Below are 17,004 nucleotides of genomic sequence, written 5' to 3' on the forward strand. Positions count from 1 at the left end.
GACATTACAGCCATCGTCAGACCTCGTCGCTGCTGAAAACATGACCTGTGTCTGTGACGAACTCATAGACAGGAGACCTCTCGCTACCACCGCTGATTCGGATCTCAGAAAGCGGCTCCATGTAGCAACCGGTCTTGCGTAGGGCCAGTGGAGGAATCACGTACACCCTGTGCACGTTCAGGAGCTCCGCTGATCCGTTTTCCCAGAGTGACTTGATCGTTGATACGTCACACACAAGCTGTGATGTAGGGCCAAGGGCACCTGCATCGAAGCCTACCCCTTCGACCAGAAACACATACGTGCAGCGGCTCAGGTTGATGGATTTCCAGAACAGGACTTCTGAGTCCTCAATCCTGAATCTCCCTTGGAGCTCATCGCTCTTCGTCAAAAACACATTTCTTCCTAGCATTGCTGGTCGCATGAGGGGGAACTCCCTACGACGGGATAGTCCACACGCAACGGTCACTGAAGGCCATACTTCCGACCATGATCGTCATTTTTTGCCATTCGTTGGCTGGAGGCCGCTAGCGCTAGCCTTAGACTCCACGCGGGTTGCGAGACCCAAGGTGGCCATCCTATGCGCGCCATGAACTATATGTCATGGCGTGCATAGGATCAATATGGCCTTATCCTCACTTTTGGGGATTTGACATGGTATCGAGGGAAGCCCTCGCAGCAGTGCTGCGTCTCGCGCGCGCCAGCCGCGGGATGTCTCGTGATCAGCTGTATGCAAAGATCAAGACCAAGATTGAGCCTCGCCACCTTCAGCGACTGGAAAACGCCAAAACCGGCGTTACATTGGAGATGCTAGGCAGCATTGCTGAAGCCCTATCCTTCGATCCGATAGCTTTGTTGATGGTGGCATCAAGCTACGACGAACAGTTGTCCATTGGGGAGCGTCGTGCGGCACTGAAAAAGGAGATTCAGCAGCTTGATGCGCTGGGCATCGTTGCCGGCATGCCAAAACATTTCTCGGAGGGTGAGCTTGTCGGAGAAAAGGCAGGAAGGAGCCTTCCTGATAAAATCACCCAAGAAGCATTGATCTATCGTGATCAGGGTTTAAGTCAGAGTGAGGTTGCGAGAAAACTAGGCATCCACCAGACAACTGTTGGTCGAATTTGGCGAAACAGTAAGATTGAGTGACCTAACCACCGCCGTCCATAAGCGGTCATCTCAGAGACTTCACGCCGGCGTTAAGTGAATCTAAAAAATCACAGATGCTCCTAATATTATAGTTTTTTAGCGGTTGCAGTTTTTTTGCGACTAACTCGCCCTCTTCTCGTGAAATAAATATGCGCGCAGCTAAAAAGCCGAGCATGCGAGGGCTTCTAGGTAATGCACGCCTTACCATGCGATTACTTCGAATTGCACCGTTAATGTCAGTCGTTGGGAACAGCTCTAAAAGCCACCCCATCATAAGAAGCGCTCCACCCCGCTGAGTGCCATTGGCAGAGTGCATCCCATAATCTATCCGGTCGAGGACATCTAGATGCGTGCGGCAGGGTGATCTGGGGGGATGAGCAAAACCTGATGCGGCGACCCCCTCAACTGCGTATAACGTACGTCTACTCAAAAATAGCCCATAAAGAGTATGTAACACGTCAGATTCTCCGGGGTGGTTTACAATACGTCTTTGCACCCATGACTGAGCCTTCACCACCAAGAGGGCCAATCGTTTTTCTTCATAATTTACCGGGTTAAGTCCCAATTGCAAAGTATGTAGATAGCAATTCCACATACGACTTTCGACAGGTGGTTGAGTGAATGGTGACCGGAGGGCTTTAAGGTGAATTGGACAATATGCAGAAGTGAGGTAACACCAATTTATCTTCCACACTGGAAACCTAACTGCCATAAAGCTGTGAGATAGACAGTCTTCACATGAATTACTCCTATAGAGTAAGTTTGTCAAGGGTAGTTTGTCACCCCCAAAATAGATTCGAATGACATCGATGGATACATTGTAGATTTCAGAATAAAGGCACGCCAACTCGCTTGATGCATCAAATTCTATGTCTGAATCTAAATGCATTGGCCACTTTGAAACCTCGCCTGATTCGCAATACTCAGATTTGACTGCCTTTTGAATGGCAGCACGGAATAAGTGTGGATTTCTGAGGCAGCCCAACGATAGGCCTCTATACACCCAAGAGAGAATGGTCTCGCCTATAACTATTTTATGGTTATCAACAATATCCAAGAATCAGAACCTCCAAAGCTGCCCAAGGTGAACGGGGCTTGCAACTTCCCCGCCTTCAAACACTCCACTCATGACTAATATCTTGATGGTTGTCAAAATGGCACCAGTCGCTCCGCGCGTTGACTCAAACAGGGCTTGCAAAAAAGCCTTGTCGGAAACCTGATGCTCACTGAGTCCAAAATTTTTTCCCACATATTTTACAAAATCACAAAATTCAGTGGTAGCCGGCCAGCACTGCAACTCAAGCACGCAATGATTCTCCATCCTCAGGTCTTTAGCGATGCTTCTGATTTTTTCGAACCGAGAAAAAGTCCCCACAATTTTTAAGCGGGAGAGTCTTTTGGAGAGATAAAATATAAAATCACAAGCATCTTGGTATACTTTTGCGGCCCCTAAAAAAAATATATCAATATCGTCAATAGCGAGCACTACCGCAGCGTCTTTACTGTTGAGTTCGTGTAGTACACTATTTAGCGCTCTAGGTGAAGAGCACACAACAGAGCTTGGCAAGCCTAATGCATGAGCAAATGCAAGCCTTAACGATTTACCTACATGCACATGCGGTGACCGAATCACTATCGGCCATAGGCACTTCGGATCGTTCATCGACGAAAACAACACAGACAAGACTATGCTCTTCCCAGACAGTGGCGCCCCTCGCAATAAAATCAGATCCTTATCTAGGAGAGCTCTTGTTACCGAAAGTCTAGCTTGTCTCTGTAACGGGCACCGGAAAACTCTCATTTTTGGTTAGCTGGAATTTCTTGGAGCCATTTCGATTTGCCCGCCCTTTCCAAAACCTCAATTGTAATCTTCTCAATTCCAGACGAAATAGCATAAGCTCCTGCTGCTTTGAGTAGGTCGCAAATGCGACCGACGACTCCTTCCGTTTTTTTGTAAATCGCGCTGCTGAGTTCCGCAGAGGACAATCGAGAGGGCATTGCTAAGGGCATAATGCTCTCCCAAGTATCGAGGAAATTGAGGTATTCTGAATCTACCTGCTGCCATGGTGTCACTTCATACTTCTCAAACCGACGGACGTACTGTGGGTCGAACTGCAAGGCATTTAGAGCCTCACCCACACCAAATACAAAAAAGCTCATATATGTGGGCGGGCCACACATACCTCGCAGCATTGACAAGAAGGCCAACTGCTCCTGATTGGAAAGTTGCAGAATAGAGTCTTGGAACTCATCCATAAAAATTGCCCTGACATCATTTGCGAGGCAGTATTCCATTACCATTCCAATGTCTAATCCCGTCTTACCAGGATCCAAACCCAATGCAATCATCAGCTTCTCGCCGGGCCGCGGTCGGACTCGAACATTTCTTGTGTCCCGTACAAAATTCACATAACGAATCTTACGACACCAATCCTCGTTCAAACCTCTGATTTCGTTACAAATGGTAGACTTTCCGTAATTGCTGCCAGCCGTTACTACAAGGCAAGGTGCCTCCATGCACCCTCTTGGGATATGAATCATGTTGTAGGCAATCAGCTTGACGTTCCTCAGGTGCTCCGTGGAAATTAGTACGTCTTTCCGTATGAAGTCCATACGTTCCTGATCAGACAATTCCATTGCGAAACGGCGGCTTTCATGTATATGTTCGAACGGCATAAATTTACCCCTTCCAGTCAAGTTTTTTACGGGCCTGATCAGCAGCAAGTGGTTTGAGCCCGGAATCATCAAACGACTTATTTTCTAGTAGAGCCGTTATTCCCACGCCGTGAGCTTTTTTTGCAATGTGCTGTCTGACGCGCTTAGGGATGCTCCGATCAACTTGTCGTGCAGCCGCGGCAAGTTGCAATTTTCCAGGCACCTACAGCGTCATTGGACGAAAAGTGACCGAAAAATCATGTACGGAGAGCTTTTTCGACCGGTTCTCCGTGTTAAACGCGAACCTCACCCATACCCATGAGCTGTTTTCGAACCCTCCACAGGTTTGCCAGGGCGAACAGCGTGGTCAACTGAGCCGTGTTTTTCATCAGCCCACGAAAACGTACTTTCACGTAACCAAACTGCCGCTTGATCACGCGAAACGGATGCTCGACCTTGGCCCGTGTCTGAGCCTTGCAGAACTCGATCTTGCGCTTGGCTTTGTACAGTACGCTGCGCTGGTTCAGCTTGGAATAGGTGCTGCGACGCGCTGCAATCTGCCAGATCACCCCCCGATTTTCATGCTCTTCGCGCCTTTCGACACCGGTGTAACCGGCATCTGCATACACGGCGTTTTCTTCGCCATGCAGCAGTTCAGCCACCTGCGTGACATCGGCCACATTGGCAGCGGTGCCATGGACGTGATGCACCAGGCCGGACTCGACATCGGCACCGATGTGCGCCTTCATCCCGAAGAAATACTGACCGCCTTTCTTGGTCTGGTGCATCTCGGGATCACGCTTGCCTTCTTTATTTTTGGTCGAGCTGGGGGCATGAATAATGGTGGCATCGACGATGGTGCCTTGGCGCAGCGACAGGCCTTTTTCCTGCAGATAACCATTGATGACCGCAAGGATTGCCGGTGCGAGCTGATGCTTCTCCAGCAAGTGCCGGAAGTTCATGATCGTGGTGTCTTCGGGGATTGGCGCGCTCAGCGTCAGGCGTGCGAACTGGCGCATGGGCGTGATTTCGTAGAGCGCTTCTTCCATGGCCGGGTCGCTCAGGGAGAACCAGTTCTGCAACAGATGGATGCGCAGCATGGTTTCCAGAGGATAGGGTTTTCTACCGCCGCCGGCCTTGGGGTAGAACGGTTCGATCAGCTCCAGCAGGCCTGCCCAGGGCACCACCTGATCCATTTCGGCGAGGAAGCGCTCTCGGCGGGTTTGCTTGCGCTTGCCGGCGTACTCAAAGTCGGAAAAGCTCATCTGGCTCATGGGCGGCTCGGATCAGGTGTTGCGGGGATTCTCGCATAACTGAAGGCTTGTTCGGAGATTCCTTAGCTTCTGCCACAGCATTATCAATATCATCGTGAGCCTGAAGCCTAAGTTCGTGAAGCGTTGGGTCGATAAGCTCTCCACGGCGACGTTTGCCTGATCTGTTACTAGCATAATACTCGCTCAAAGATATAGGCTGCTTGGTTATATCTGAATACGGTATCTCATAATACCTGCCCTCTAAGCGAAGCCAGATCTTCCCGAGATTTAGAGGGTTGTATTTGAAGGTTAGGCGCTGCCCTACTAACCTTCGGATTACAGATGAAACGTAGAAGTCCCCTTTAAACTCAACCCCTTTCGTCTGCACAGTCCTCGTAAAAGACGGAAAAAAATCTAAAGCAAAAGTTCGAAAATCACCTGGTATAGGCTGAATATACTGTGGCCCTAGTTTCGCCATCTCTTCATCCCACACTTCACTAGGAGATCGACGCCCCAAACCTTCGTGAGCACGCCCATGATATATAGCTACCTGATCCGCAAACCACTTGCAAAGTTGCTGATATGTCAGCGCCGACTCTTTAGCAGAGTCATAATCTGCTTTAGTTAAGACATTTGAATAGGTAGTCCCTGGCAGCATATGCACTTTACCCATCAATGTACCAATGAGCCGTTCGACATGTCCACCGTAATGCTTTTTACCAATCGGCCTCAGTAGCAACTCTATATCGTAGAGTCCTAAAGCGGCTGCAAACTCGTCCGAAGTAAACTCTGCAGCGTTATCAGTACCCACTGCGACTGGAGTACCCCAAAAACGATGCAATGTTCCTATCCCTCCCCCCATCATCATCGGCTGCTCGCTTTTTGGGTAACAGGCAGACAACAACGCCATGGCGACACTCAATGCGCTTGGAGGATGCAGCGCTAAGTAATAGCCCAAAACAATCCGGCTTTTAAGATCTATGACTACAGTCAGCCAAGGCCGCATTAGCGGCAAGCCGTTCGAGTCCCTGATGATTACGTCGACTTTTGTATGATCGACTTGCACCATAGATAGAATAGTTTCGACATCTATAGACCCTGGTTTCATTTCAAACTTCTGCAGCATCGCCTCACGGCCACGCCTTATAGAATAAATTGCGCGATCACCAAAAGACTCCAACCGATTTTTTATTGTATTCGGACTTGGAGGCTTTAGGCCATTCACAACGCATTTTGATTCTACATATTCATACATCTCAGTAAAAGTGCAAAGTTTTTTGGTCTTATTGAGATATCGCTTTATCCCATCCTCAATGATTTGTTCATGAAGAGGACTCAGCATGCGAGTTGCAGCTTTTCTACCGCGAACGTTTCGCATCAAAGAGACTGCACCCAACTCAGGATCATATCGTCTAAGAAGGCGTGTCAAAGTAGGTACGGATATTTCAAGCTCTAATAACAAATTCGCACGGGAGATTTTACCTGAGAGCAATCGATCGATGCACTCTGCACGAGTTATTGCTACTTGCATTTCCACTGGATTGCTTTTTGATTGTTCAAGCCAAGCAAGTCGGCGTTCGGTGATGTATTCCTCACGTGCACCTTCTGTCTCAAGCAGGGAAACTTCTGTAAATGGAACACTGAAAGTATTCCCCGCATCCAGATTCTCCAGAGTGACAGAGCCATCCTTGGATACTTCTATGACACGGTATGCGTTCTCTGAATGTTTGACGAGACTTCCCTTGTTCACAAATCTTTTCATTCAAATTCTCAGCACTTGAAATTTTGTCGAAGTTAAACCGATTTGCGAGCACACGTCAAAAAAGAGCATCACTCCAATGCAGCTCTAAACAAATAATGAGTATTGACGCCTAAAAAAGCCACTTAGCCTTAAGCAAGTTTTAGGCCACCAGATAAGTAGTGGTTTTCAAAAGAAAATTTCAAACTTGTCAATTTATATCTATTATATGAAAATAGGGCATTTGATTCATTAACGAGAGCGTCGCTAATGCAAAGCAGTGGCATGCATGAAAAAAAATCAAGCAAACTATGCGAAAACAGAGCTTTCAGCTACCTGAAGCTGTAACGAATGTGGGATTTTGCCATAGAGTAGATCCTGGCTGGGGATTGGAGACCAACTAAAAATGATCATTCGCGAATGGAGCATCTAAAAATTCAGATAAAAATTTTAGCTCTATCAATAGGTTATAAAATGATCATTTATAAGTGATCGGCTAGCATCAGTGGATGCCTTATGATTACTGGGCTGGAGCGCTTAAGTTTGAGAAATGATCAAATGCGGCATTTGACGCAGAGAAACAATCATTTTTAGTTGATGACCTCGCTGAAAGCCCTAAGCTAGAGGGTGCCGAGGGATGCTCCGATCAACTTGTCGTGCAGCCGCGGCAAGTTGCAATTTTCCAGGCACCTACAGCGTCATTGGACGAAAAGTGACCGAAAAATCATGTACGGAGAGCTTTTTCGACCGGTTCTCCGTGTTAAACGCGAACCTCACCCATACCCATGAGCTGTTTTCGAACCCTCCACAGGTTTGCCAGGGCGAACAGCGTGGTCAACTGAGCCGTGTTTTTCATCAGCCCACGAAAACGTACTTTCACGTAACCAAACTGCCGCTTGATCACGCGAAACGGATGCTCGACCTTGGCCCGTGTCTGAGCCTTGCAGAACTCGATCTTGCGCTTGGCTTTGTACAGTACGCTGCGCTGGTTCAGCTTGGAATAGGTGCTGCGACGCGCTGCAATCTGCCAGATCACCCCCCGATTTTCATGCTCTTCGCGCCTTTCGACACCGGTGTAACCGGCATCTGCATACACGGCGTTTTCTTCGCCATGCAGCAGTTCAGCCACCTGCGTGACATCGGCCACATTGGCAGCGGTGCCATGGACGTGATGCACCAGGCCGGACTCGACATCGGCACCGATGTGCGCCTTCATCCCGAAGAAATACTGACCGCCTTTCTTGGTCTGGTGCATCTCGGGATCACGCTTGCCTTCTTTATTTTTGGTCGAGCTGGGGGCATGAATAATGGTGGCATCGACGATGGTGCCTTGGCGCAGCGACAGGCCTTTTTCCTGCAGATAACCATTGATGACCGCAAGGATTGCCGGTGCGAGCTGATGCTTCTCCAGCAAGTGCCGGAAGTTCATGATCGTGGTGTCTTCGGGGATTGGCGCGCTCAGCGTCAGGCGTGCGAACTGGCGCATGGGCGTGATTTCGTAGAGCGCTTCTTCCATGGCCGGGTCGCTCAGGGAGAACCAGTTCTGCAACAGATGGATGCGCAGCATGGTTTCCAGAGGATAGGGTTTTCTACCGCCGCCGGCCTTGGGGTAGAACGGTTCGATCAGCTCCAGCAGGCCTGCCCAGGGCACCACCTGATCCATTTCGGCGAGGAAGCGCTCTCGGCGGGTTTGCTTGCGCTTGCCGGCGTACTCAAAGTCGGAAAAGCTCATCTGGCTCATGGGCGGCTCGGATCAGGTGTTGCGGGGATTCTCGCATAACTGAAGGCTTGTTCGGAGATTCCCGAGGGAAGTTTCATTTTTAACTGAGCGTCACAGCCGCAGGATTCATCGGTAGCAACCTCATCCAGGCGCTCAACCAACGCAACGAATCCGAGATCATCGCTGTCGACGAACTCACCGATGGCGACAAATTCCGCAACCTGGCCGACAGCGACATCGCCGACTACTTGGACAAGGACGACTTCCTCGAGCGTTTCAGTCGTGGCCAGTTCGGCAAGGTCCGTGCAGTCCTGCACCAAGGCGCATGCTCAAGTACCATCGAAACCGACGGTAGATTCATGATGGACAACAACTACCGGTTCAGTCGGCAATTGCTGGAGTCTGCGCAGCTACAACGGATCCCGCTGCTATATGCCTCGTCGGCTGCAGTCTACGGTGCGGGCCAGGACTTTCGTGAACAGCGCACGTGCGAGCGCCCGCTGAACGTTTATGGCTACTCCAAATTCCTTTTCGATCAACAGGTTCGCCGGCAACTACCGGTCGCACGCAGCCAGATCGTCGGTTTGCGTTATTTCAATGTCTACGGGCCCCACGAACAGCACAAAGGTGCCATGGCGTCAGTGGCTTTGCACTGCTTCAACCAGTATCAGGCCCTCGGCAAAGTCAGCCTGTTTGGCAGCTATGGCGATTACCCCAGCGGTGGTCACCTGCGTGATTTCGTCTCGGTGGACGATGTGGTCAAGGTCAATCTTTTCTTCCTCGATCACCCGCATCTGAGCGGCCTGTTCAATGTCGGCAGTGGCCGTGCCCAGACGTTCAACGATGTCGCACTGACAGTGATCAATCGGCTGCGCGAGCAGCAAGGTCAGCCATCCCTATCACTGGAAATGGCCTTGCTTGAAGGTTGTCTGGAATATGGCAATTTCCCTGATCATTTACGGGGAAAGTACCAGTGTTACACTTGTGCGGACCTGGGGCACTTGCGATCTGCTGGCTACACAGCGAAAACACTGACTGTCGAGCAAGGCGTTTCGCATTATTGCGACTGGTTGCAGAGTGGCGTGCGCCCGCCCCTTGCTCTTGCCAAACCATCAGCAGCCGCTTGATGCCTGCTCCTGTTTGCATATAACTACACTAAATGACTATTTAGTTGAGTTACATTCCTCTGAGTGCTGGGGCTGACAATTTAGCTACTGCGTCACCTGAAGATGGCACCCAATTGTTTCCTTCAGGTAAACCATGGCAGCGGCAATAACCCTGTCTTGATCCTCACTGCGGCTGGAAGCGGAAATGCCCGGTTGCACGATTAGCACTTCAGCCTCGATAAACTTGAATCGGCTTTCTCTGAGGATCTCGTTCAACCTAGCCGACCTTCCCTGAAAGAACCGCGTAGGACGCTCTGCGGATCTGAGCCGCTCCTCGCGCCCCAATTTGCAATGAATGAGCGATAGCCTGATCAACGTATCTTCCACATTTATGCGAACAAGGTCGGCAGCTTCGCACGCGATGTATACCTGGGCGGCACGCCACTGAATCGAGTCTACCCTGCCCTCTCCCGAAATGCTCTGTCCTCCACGTCGATGCAGCAGCCGGCAGATCAGCGCAGGTATCGCTCGAGTGCAAGCGCATTACCCGGTGCTGCACCGGAGGCGGTGTTGTCGAAGATGCACCAGGTTGCCGCACCTGCGGCGTGGCTGCGCTGCAGCCGCTCAGCCAACTGTTGCAGGTACTCTTGCGAATAATCGCTATGGTAGATCCGCGGCTCGCCGTGCAGGCGCCAGTAGACCAATCCAGGCCAGCCAGCGGGTTGTGCATCGGCAGCGAAGCGTGAAGGGCTTGCCGCTACCTGGGCAATACGCAAGTCGATGAGCATCGACTGCGCCCCTAGCCAACTGGCGTGCCTGGGCTCGACCGCCACCGGCCCGGCATGGCGTTGGCGCAGGAGTTCAAAAAAACGCCGGTCGCGGCTGGCATCATGGGCTAGCAATGGCGGCAGCTGTACGAGCAGGCAGCCCAGGCGGTCACCCAATTGCTGGCATTGGCCAAGAAACATATCTAGCGCAACCTCACAGCCTTCCAGGCGCAGTTCATGGGTGATTATCTTGGGCAGCTTGACGGCGAAACGGAAATACTCCGGTACCGAGCAAGCCCAGCGGGCATAGGTGGTAGGCAGATGCGGCCGGTAGAACGAGGTGTTGATCTCCACGGCACCAAGCCGCGCGGCATAGCGCTGCAATTGGCTGCCCGCCTGCACGAACTCATCGGCGTACTGGCGGGACAAGCTCCAGCCCGCGCACCCCAGGTGGATCATCATGGCACTCCATAGCACGCCGTTGCTGCAATGGAGTCGCCAGAGCCGGTCGTCGTTCCATTTGTCGCTATGGATCATGTACTACGTGCACTACAACATGCTCGGTTTGTGAAATCGGATCGACCTATGGCGCCCATGGGAGATCCCATGAAAAGGACCTTCAAACAATCCAGGCACCCGGGAGGCGCGCTGCTCATGAATGACCGCATCATAACCCTGTTCACCGACACCACCCTGTTGGGCATTTCCATCCTCAATCTGCTGCTAGCCCTGGCTGTGGCCATCGGAACCTTCCTGGTCTCTCGCGCCGCCATCAGCTTCCTGCTGCACCGCGTCCGTCGCTGGTCTGAACACGACGGTGTGCTCAGCCACGTGCTGGCCAAGGTGCTGGCTGGCACCAGCAATCTCCTGCTATTGCTCGCCTCCTTGCTGGTAGGCCTGAGCATGCTCGACCTGCCGGAGCGTTGGCTGACGCGGGTCAGTAGCCTGTGGTTCGTGGTCGCCGCCCTGCAAATCGGGCTGTGGGCCAACCGCGCCATCGGCCTGGGCCTGAACCGCTACTTTGCCCGCCACCGCACCGACGGCCTGAACCAGGGCAGCGCGCTGGCCACCCTGGCGGCGTGGGGAGCGCGGGTACTGCTGTGGTCGGTGGTGGTGCTGGCAATGCTGTCCAACCTGGGCGTCAATATCACCGCTTTCGTCGCCAGTCTGGGTGTCGGCGGTATCGCCGTGGCGCTGGCCGTGCAGAACATCCTTGGCGACCTGTTCGCCTCGCTGTCGATCGCCGTGGATAAACCGTTCGAGGTGGGCGACTTCATCGTCATCGGCCCACTGGCAGGCAGCGTCGAACATGTGGGTTTGAAAACCACGCGCATTCGCAGCCTGGGTGGCGAACAGATTGTCATGGCCAATGCCAGCATGATCAGCAGCACCATCCAGAACTACAAACGCCTGCAGGAACGACGCATCGTGTTTGAATTCGGTCTGTCCTACGACACGCCAACCGAGGCGGTGAAAAAAGCCCCGGCCATCGTTGAAGAGGCTATCAAGGCGCAGCAGCAGGTGCGTTTCGACCGTGCCCATTTGCGCGGTTTTGGCAAGGAGGCGCTGGAGTTCGAGTGCGTGTACATCGTCAAGGACCCTGGCTACAACCTGTACATGGATATTCAGCAGGCCATCAACTTCCACCTGCTCGAGCGCTTTTCCAAGGTGGGCGCCAAGTTCGCCGTTCCGGTGCGGGCGATCAAGGTCACCGCGTTGCCGCAAGAGGCCAAGCTCTCGACACCAGGTCGAGAAGGCCTGGGCATCAGGGGCGCCTGAACGGTCGGCCCGTCCGTCGCCCGTATTGCACGGACCGCTCCTCCCTCTGGCCGAACACTAGGCAAACACCGAAAAAAGGAGATTCATCATGAAGACAGTGAAGCCTCATACATGGCTACTTGCGCTGTGCCTGGGTGCAAGCGCGCCCATCGTGCTGGCGGCCACCAACATGAACGATCAGCAGGCCCCTGGCACACCCACGCAAGACGATGGCCAGATGAACGGCGGCGCCAGCGGGTCTGGTACACCGGGTGATGGCATGGGTACCGGATCGGGCGGCACCGGTAGCAATGGCACCGACAACACCGGTGGGGATGGCACCAACAATGGCTCGGGCAGTGGCCACGGGATGGGCGGCTCGGGAAGTAGCGGCACGCGGACGGGCAGCGGTTCGGGTTCCGGTAGCGGAACTGGAGGTTCGGGCGGTGGTGGCACTGGAGGCGGTGGATCTGGGGGATGATGTCGGCTGACCCGCGTTAGAGGAAGTGAGGTCCCTGCGGGCTGACCACGTACAACCTGTTGAAACTTTCCCCTTCGCGGCCCAGTCCAGACCCTATCGATCACAGACAGGGAAAAGACGATGACAACCACAGTAGGCGACTTCCTGATCGAGCGTTTGTACCAGTGGGGCGTTCGACGCATCTTCGGTTACCCGGGGGATGGCATCAATGGCGTATTTGGTGCATTGGGCCGAGCCAACGGCAAGATTGAATTCATCCAGGCCCGCCATGAAGAGATGGCCGCGTTCATGGCCAGCGCTCACGCCAAGTTCACCGGCGAGCTTGGCGTGTGCATCGCCACTTCCGGCCCCGGCGCTTCCCACCTGCTGACCGGCCTCTACGATGCACGCATGGATCACCAACCGGTACTGGCCATCGTCGGCCAGCAAGCGCGTGCGGCGCTGGGCGGGCATTACCAGCAAGAACTGGACTTGTTGTCGATGTTCAAGGATGTGGCCGGTGCCTTCGTACAACAGGCCTCGACGCCGGAACAGGCGCGGCACCTGCTCGACCGCGCAGTGCGTACTGCCGTCGGTGAGCGCCGGGTTACCGCCATCATCCTGCCCAATGACTTACAGGACCTGCCCTATCAGGAGCCGGCAAGGGCACACGGCACGGTGCATTCGGGCATTGGCTACAGCAAGCCAAAGGTCGTGCCGTTCGACGCTGATCTGCAATGGGCGGCCGAGGTGCTCAATGCCGGGAAAAAAGTGGCGATTCTGGTCGGTGCCGGCGCCTTGCAGGCGACCGAGCAGGTCATCGCCGTGGCCGAAAAACTCGGTGCCGGCGTGGCCAAGGCGCTGCTGGGCAAGGCCGTGCTGCCTGACGATTTGCCCTGGGTCACCGGCACCATCGGCCTGCTCGGTACGGAACCGAGTTACCAATTGATGAACGAGTGCGACACCTTGCTGATGATCGGCTCCGGCTTCCCCTATGCCGAGTTCCTGCCCAAGGAAGGCCAGGCCCGTGGGGTGCAGATCGACCTGCAACCGGACATGCTCAGCCTGCGCTATCCAATGGAAGTCAACCTGGTCGGCGATGCCAGCGAAACCCTGCGCGCCCTGCTGCCGCTGCTTGAGCACAAAAGCGAGCGCCGCTGGCGCGACAAGGTCGAAAGCTGGCGCGCGCACTGGGACAAGACCCTGGAGAAACGCGCGCTGGTCAAAGCCGACCCGATCAACCCGCAGCGCGTGGTGCATGAGCTCTCCCCTCGCCTGCCCGACCAGGCCATCGTCACCAGCGACTCGGGTTCGTGCGCCAACTGGTTTGCCCGCGATTTGCAGATCCGCCAAGGCATGCAATGCTCGCTGTCCGGCGGACTGGCGAGCATGGGCGCGGCGGTGCCCTATGCCATCGCCGCCAAATTCGCTCACCCGCAGCGCAGCGTGGTGGCACTGGTGGGCGACGGCGCGATGCAGATGAACAACCTGGCCGAGCTGATCACCGTGGCCAAGTACTGGCGCCAGTGGGACAACCCGCAGTGGATCTGTGCGGTCTTCAACAACGAAGACCTCAACCAGGTAACCTGGGAACAACGCGTGATGGAAGGCGACCCTAAGTTCGAGGCTTCACAGTCGATCCCCGACGTGCCCTATCACTTGTTCGCCATTTCCATCGGTTTGCAGGGCATCTATGTGGAGCGGGAAGAAGACATTGCCGGCGCCTGGGAACGCGCGCTGGCGGCCGACAGACCGGTGTTGATCGAATTCAAGACCGACCCGGACGTGCCCCCCCTTCCCCCGCACATCAAGCTGGAACAGGCGAAGAAATTCGCCAGCACCTTGCTCAAGGGCGATCCGAATCAAGCCGGAGTCATCGTGCAGACCGCCAAGCAGGTCCTCAGCTCAGTGCTGCCCGGCAAAAAATAGCGTTGGCTGAAGCCCGCGCGCAGGCTCGGGTTACACTAAGGCCGCTGGCCTACGATGAATGTGCCAGGGCGAAGGATCGCCCTGGCATTTTTATGAGCGTGCGTTACTCACAAGCACTCCACCGAGGCAACTGGAGGTCACCGAGCGCTCCGTTTCCACGCCTCATAACGCGCAAGCAGCGGCTGCACGCTGAGCCCGTGCAGCAAAATGCTCAACGCCACAACTGACAGCACCAGATTGCTGACTTCCACTGCAGAGCCCGGCAACAGGCCGTGATTGATGGCATAAAACAGGTAGTAGAAGCTTCCAATGCCTCGAATGCCGAACCACCCCAGCAACCCACGCTGCCTCGCATCCAGCATTCCTCGGAACGGCATCAGCATGACGCTCAGAGGCCGAATCACCAGGAACAGCGCCCCGGCAATGATCAGAGCCCGCCAATCCCAATGGGCGACCAGCACAACGCCGAGCAAGGTGACCAGAAAGACCTCCAGCGCCCGTTCAACCAGGCTGCCAAATGCGAGCATGTCTCCCAGCATGATCCCGGCAGCCACCTGTGAATCCTCAAGCCCTTCCACATCCCCTTTTACGGCCAACTCTGGCGCCACGTGCTGGTGCCCCACCACAGGCTGCACCAAATGCTCCGCAGCCGGGGCATCCGGATTGGTAGAGGTCTGCACTTCAGCCTGGCGCAGGCCCAGGCCGGCAGCGAACACCGCCAGGAACCCATAGGCCTGGATCGACTCGGCGATCACGTAAGCGAGCGCGATCAGTGCCAGGGCCAGGTAGTCGTTGGGTGACACCGTACTGTCGTCGTTACGCAGGCGCAGGAACAGCGTGAGCTTGCCCAGACCGCGCCCCATCCAGTAGCCGCAAAGCAGGCCAGCAGCCACGGCCCATAACATGTCTTTGAGTAGCCAATCGCCCAGCCACGGCGCCCCTGTGTTCTGCTGGAGGAACAACCCGAGCATGACGAATGGAAAAGCCACCCCATCGTTCAGCCCGGCCTCGCCAGACAAGCTGAAACGAACAGCATCGTCATCCTGGGCATCGACCACCTGTACCAGGGTCGCCAGGACTGGGTCAGTAGGCGCGAGAATAGCCCCGATCATTACCGAGATACCCCACCCCAAATTCAGGCCGTAGTGCGCCACCAGTGCTACGCCAGCGATGCAGATCACCATGACCGGCCCAGCCAAGTAGAAGGCCCCCCACCATCTGCGGTTACCCAAGGGCAGCCGCAACTTCAGGCCGCTGAAGAACAGCGAAAACAACACGGCGACTTCGGTCAGATGCTCCATCCAGCCGCTCGACTGGGCGACATCAAGCTGGAGGAAGCTCAGCCCGGGCGAGCCCAGCGCGATGCCTAGACCAAGGCATACCACCGAGGACGTAACAGGTATCCAACGCAAATAGGAAGATGAGAGCGCGAGTAGCAACAAGACTGCGCCCAGCATGGCGAACCAGACGATAAAGGTCATGTGCGTAGGGGCCTGCAAAATAGGTATCGACTGAAATTCGACGTTTCGTCACTTCACGTCGTTCCGCTGCGCTTATCCCGTCCGCCGGTCACGCTGAAGATATGTAAAAAATGATTTCAGCGCTTCGCTGTGGTCAGAGTTTCTAGACAGCGGTGGAGATGCAAAAAATGAAATTCGCACAATTTTGCCAATGGCTATCCAATCACGCGGGCAAGCCAAGCACTTTCCTGATCGCCGTGGTGTTGATCGCCATGTGGGCAGCCTCCGGGCCTTGGTTCCACTACAACGATACTTGGCAGCTCATCGTCAACACGTCCACCACCATCATCACGTTCCTCATGGTGTTCCTCATCCAGAACACCCAAAATCGTGATAACGACATCATCCATGTGAAGCTGGACGAGCTGATCAGGGCTACCAAATCGGCACACCAGTCGGTGCTCGATCTCGAAGCGCTTGATAATCAGCAAATTCATAAGCTACGCAAGGAATACCGAGCCATGGGCAACCAGTGCGAAGCCCATCCTGAAACGCCCGTCGAGCAGCTGGGAGAGGATGCGGCCCGTGACAATCAGCAGCGCTAGATCAGCTTAGGGCCAGATTGATCTAGCGAAGCTCTCAAGGGCGTCGAGGGCTGAAGGGCCTTACCGATAGCCTCTGCGAGCTCTTCGACAACCACGACTACCATCCTGACAGTGACACGCCCACGACGTCGAGCTTCATGAGCTTCTCCAGTCCATAGTGGATTCCGAGTTTTTCCTGGAGTGTCCAAGCCTTGCTGATCTAGTCGGGCTCAGGTGATAGTTGTCCATCACTTGCTCCTTCTGCTCAGAGAGATTGGCCATCGTCTTCAAAATCTTCCTCAGCCTCTACAGCATCCGCGGCATCAGCGTCATTCAAAGGCGGTGAGGTAGGTTTTTCCGGATCGTTGATGAAGGGCACACCACTTGGACCGTGCTCTTCAAGACCCTCGGTTTTTGGTTGCATAGCAAAG

At 54.3% G+C, this 17,004-nt stretch carries 16 protein-coding genes; 6 read left to right on the forward strand and 10 right to left on the reverse strand.

The window, feature by feature from the left end:
* Positions 1 to 16 precede the first annotated feature (16 nt).
* Complete coding sequence (locus ACOKS3_RS14770) at positions 17 to 421, reverse strand: hypothetical protein (RefSeq protein ID WP_232106902.1); 405 nt, start codon at positions 419 to 421, stop codon at positions 17 to 19.
* Positions 422 to 651: 230 nt separating this feature from the next.
* On the opposite strand from ACOKS3_RS14770, the gene ACOKS3_RS14775 reads away from it, so the two are divergent.
* A complete protein-coding gene (locus ACOKS3_RS14775) occupies positions 652 to 1,143 on the forward strand; it encodes a helix-turn-helix domain-containing protein (protein WP_181097961.1) in 492 nt (163 codons plus the stop codon).
* A gap of 1,060 nt (positions 1,144 to 2,203) precedes the next feature.
* Here ACOKS3_RS14775 and ACOKS3_RS14780 read toward each other — a convergent pair.
* From ACOKS3_RS14780 to ACOKS3_RS14800, 5 genes are all read right to left on the reverse strand, one after another.
* Entirely contained in the window at positions 2,204 to 2,827 is a 624-nt protein-coding gene (locus tag ACOKS3_RS14780) for a hypothetical protein (protein ID WP_181097960.1), read from the reverse strand.
* A 113-nt stretch (positions 2,828 to 2,940) separates the two neighbouring features.
* Positions 2,941 to 3,819: a TniB family NTP-binding protein gene (locus ACOKS3_RS14785; RefSeq protein WP_181097959.1), complete on the reverse strand. Its 879-nt coding sequence runs from the start codon at positions 3,817 to 3,819 to the stop codon at positions 2,941 to 2,943.
* A 272-nt stretch (positions 3,820 to 4,091) separates the two neighbouring features.
* Positions 4,092 to 5,072 (reverse strand): IS5-like element ISPa41 family transposase, encoded by a 981-nt coding sequence (locus tag ACOKS3_RS14790; RefSeq protein ID WP_014003920.1) that lies wholly within the window; start codon positions 5,070 to 5,072, stop codon positions 4,092 to 4,094.
* Positions 5,044 to 6,813 carry a Mu transposase C-terminal domain-containing protein gene (locus ACOKS3_RS14795; RefSeq protein ID WP_463581440.1) on the reverse strand — a complete coding sequence of 590 codons (1,770 nt, stop codon included), beginning with the start codon at positions 6,811 to 6,813 and terminating at the stop codon, positions 5,044 to 5,046. The genes ACOKS3_RS14790 and ACOKS3_RS14795 overlap by 29 nt, the downstream gene beginning before the upstream one ends.
* 736 nt (positions 6,814 to 7,549) lie before the next feature.
* On the reverse strand, positions 7,550 to 8,530 hold the full coding sequence (locus ACOKS3_RS14800; protein WP_014003920.1) for an IS5-like element ISPa41 family transposase: 981 nt from the start codon (positions 8,528 to 8,530) through the stop codon (positions 7,550 to 7,552).
* Between the two features lie 83 nt (positions 8,531 to 8,613).
* Between ACOKS3_RS14800 and rfaD the strand changes: the two genes are divergently transcribed.
* Entirely contained in the window at positions 8,614 to 9,636 is a 1,023-nt protein-coding gene (gene rfaD / locus ACOKS3_RS14805) for an ADP-glyceromanno-heptose 6-epimerase (protein ID WP_422764305.1), read from the forward strand.
* A gap of 84 nt (positions 9,637 to 9,720) precedes the next feature.
* Here the strand turns inward: rfaD and ACOKS3_RS14810 are convergent, their stop codons facing one another.
* Both ACOKS3_RS14810 and ACOKS3_RS14815 read right to left on the reverse strand, forming a co-directional pair.
* Complete coding sequence (locus ACOKS3_RS14810; RefSeq protein ID WP_463581441.1) at positions 9,721 to 9,891, reverse strand: hypothetical protein; 171 nt, start codon at positions 9,889 to 9,891, stop codon at positions 9,721 to 9,723.
* Positions 9,892 to 10,127: 236 nt separating this feature from the next.
* On the reverse strand, positions 10,128 to 10,841 hold the full coding sequence (locus ACOKS3_RS14815; protein ID WP_422764304.1) for a DUF72 domain-containing protein: 714 nt from the start codon (positions 10,839 to 10,841) through the stop codon (positions 10,128 to 10,130).
* A gap of 195 nt (positions 10,842 to 11,036) precedes the next feature.
* On the opposite strand from ACOKS3_RS14815, the gene ACOKS3_RS14820 reads away from it, so the two are divergent.
* The 3 genes from ACOKS3_RS14820 to ACOKS3_RS14830 all read left to right on the forward strand — a co-directional run bounded on the left by ACOKS3_RS14820 (position 11,037) and on the right by ACOKS3_RS14830 (position 14,529).
* Complete coding sequence (locus ACOKS3_RS14820; protein ID WP_103447353.1) at positions 11,037 to 12,161, forward strand: mechanosensitive ion channel family protein; 1,125 nt, start codon at positions 11,037 to 11,039, stop codon at positions 12,159 to 12,161.
* Between the two features lie 169 nt (positions 12,162 to 12,330).
* On the forward strand, positions 12,331 to 12,621 hold the full coding sequence (locus ACOKS3_RS14825) for a hypothetical protein (RefSeq protein WP_463581442.1): 291 nt from the start codon (positions 12,331 to 12,333) through the stop codon (positions 12,619 to 12,621).
* A gap of 120 nt (positions 12,622 to 12,741) precedes the next feature.
* Positions 12,742 to 14,529 (forward strand): thiamine pyrophosphate-requiring protein, encoded by a 1,788-nt coding sequence (locus ACOKS3_RS14830; protein WP_103447355.1) that lies wholly within the window; start codon positions 12,742 to 12,744, stop codon positions 14,527 to 14,529.
* A 137-nt stretch (positions 14,530 to 14,666) separates the two neighbouring features.
* Here the strand turns inward: ACOKS3_RS14830 and ACOKS3_RS14835 are convergent, their stop codons facing one another.
* A complete protein-coding gene (locus tag ACOKS3_RS14835) occupies positions 14,667 to 16,010 on the reverse strand; it encodes a cation:proton antiporter (RefSeq protein ID WP_422764300.1) in 1,344 nt (447 codons plus the stop codon).
* 167 nt (positions 16,011 to 16,177) lie between these two features.
* On the opposite strand from ACOKS3_RS14835, the gene ACOKS3_RS14840 reads away from it, so the two are divergent.
* Positions 16,178 to 16,594: a low affinity iron permease family protein gene (locus ACOKS3_RS14840; RefSeq protein WP_103447357.1), complete on the forward strand. Its 417-nt coding sequence runs from the start codon at positions 16,178 to 16,180 to the stop codon at positions 16,592 to 16,594.
* Between the two features lie 244 nt (positions 16,595 to 16,838).
* On the opposite strand, the gene ACOKS3_RS14845 is transcribed toward ACOKS3_RS14840, so the two are convergent.
* A complete protein-coding gene (locus ACOKS3_RS14845; protein WP_181004489.1) occupies positions 16,839 to 16,997 on the reverse strand; it encodes a hypothetical protein in 159 nt (52 codons plus the stop codon).
* Between the last annotated feature and the right edge of the window lie 7 nt (positions 16,998 to 17,004).

The organism is Pseudomonas sp. HS6-2, assembly GCF_049325675.2.
Classification (GTDB): Bacteria; Pseudomonadota; Gammaproteobacteria; order Pseudomonadales; family Pseudomonadaceae; genus Aquipseudomonas; species Aquipseudomonas putida_N.

Excerpts from the sequence above, each read along its gene's own strand:
- ACOKS3_RS14770 (WP_232106902.1), bottom strand. The coding sequence starts at position 421 with ATGCGACCAGCAATGCTAGGAAGAAATGTGTTTTTGACGAAGAGCGAT.
- ACOKS3_RS14775 (WP_181097961.1), top strand. The coding sequence starts at position 652 with ATGGTATCGAGGGAAGCCCTCGCAGCAGTGCTGCGTCTCGCGCGCGCC.
- ACOKS3_RS14785 (WP_181097959.1), bottom strand. The coding sequence starts at position 3,819 with ATGCCGTTCGAACATATACATGAAAGCCGCCGTTTCGCAATGGAATTG.
- ACOKS3_RS14790 (WP_014003920.1), bottom strand. The coding sequence starts at position 5,072 with ATGAGCCAGATGAGCTTTTCCGACTTTGAGTACGCCGGCAAGCGCAAG.
- ACOKS3_RS14795 (WP_463581440.1), bottom strand. The coding sequence starts at position 6,813 with ATGAAAAGATTTGTGAACAAGGGAAGTCTCGTCAAACATTCAGAGAAC.
- ACOKS3_RS14800 (WP_014003920.1), bottom strand. The coding sequence starts at position 8,530 with ATGAGCCAGATGAGCTTTTCCGACTTTGAGTACGCCGGCAAGCGCAAG.
- ACOKS3_RS14815 (WP_422764304.1), bottom strand. The coding sequence starts at position 10,841 with ATGATCCACCTGGGGTGCGCGGGCTGGAGCTTGTCCCGCCAGTACGCC.
- ACOKS3_RS14820 (WP_103447353.1), top strand. The coding sequence starts at position 11,037 with ATGAATGACCGCATCATAACCCTGTTCACCGACACCACCCTGTTGGGC.
- ACOKS3_RS14825 (WP_463581442.1), top strand. The coding sequence starts at position 12,331 with ATGAACGATCAGCAGGCCCCTGGCACACCCACGCAAGACGATGGCCAG.
- ACOKS3_RS14830 (WP_103447355.1), top strand. The coding sequence starts at position 12,742 with ATGACAACCACAGTAGGCGACTTCCTGATCGAGCGTTTGTACCAGTGG.
- ACOKS3_RS14835 (WP_422764300.1), bottom strand. The coding sequence starts at position 16,010 with ATGACCTTTATCGTCTGGTTCGCCATGCTGGGCGCAGTCTTGTTGCTA.
- ACOKS3_RS14840 (WP_103447357.1), top strand. The coding sequence starts at position 16,178 with ATGAAATTCGCACAATTTTGCCAATGGCTATCCAATCACGCGGGCAAG.
- ACOKS3_RS14845 (WP_181004489.1), bottom strand. The coding sequence starts at position 16,997 with ATGCAACCAAAAACCGAGGGTCTTGAAGAGCACGGTCCAAGTGGTGTG.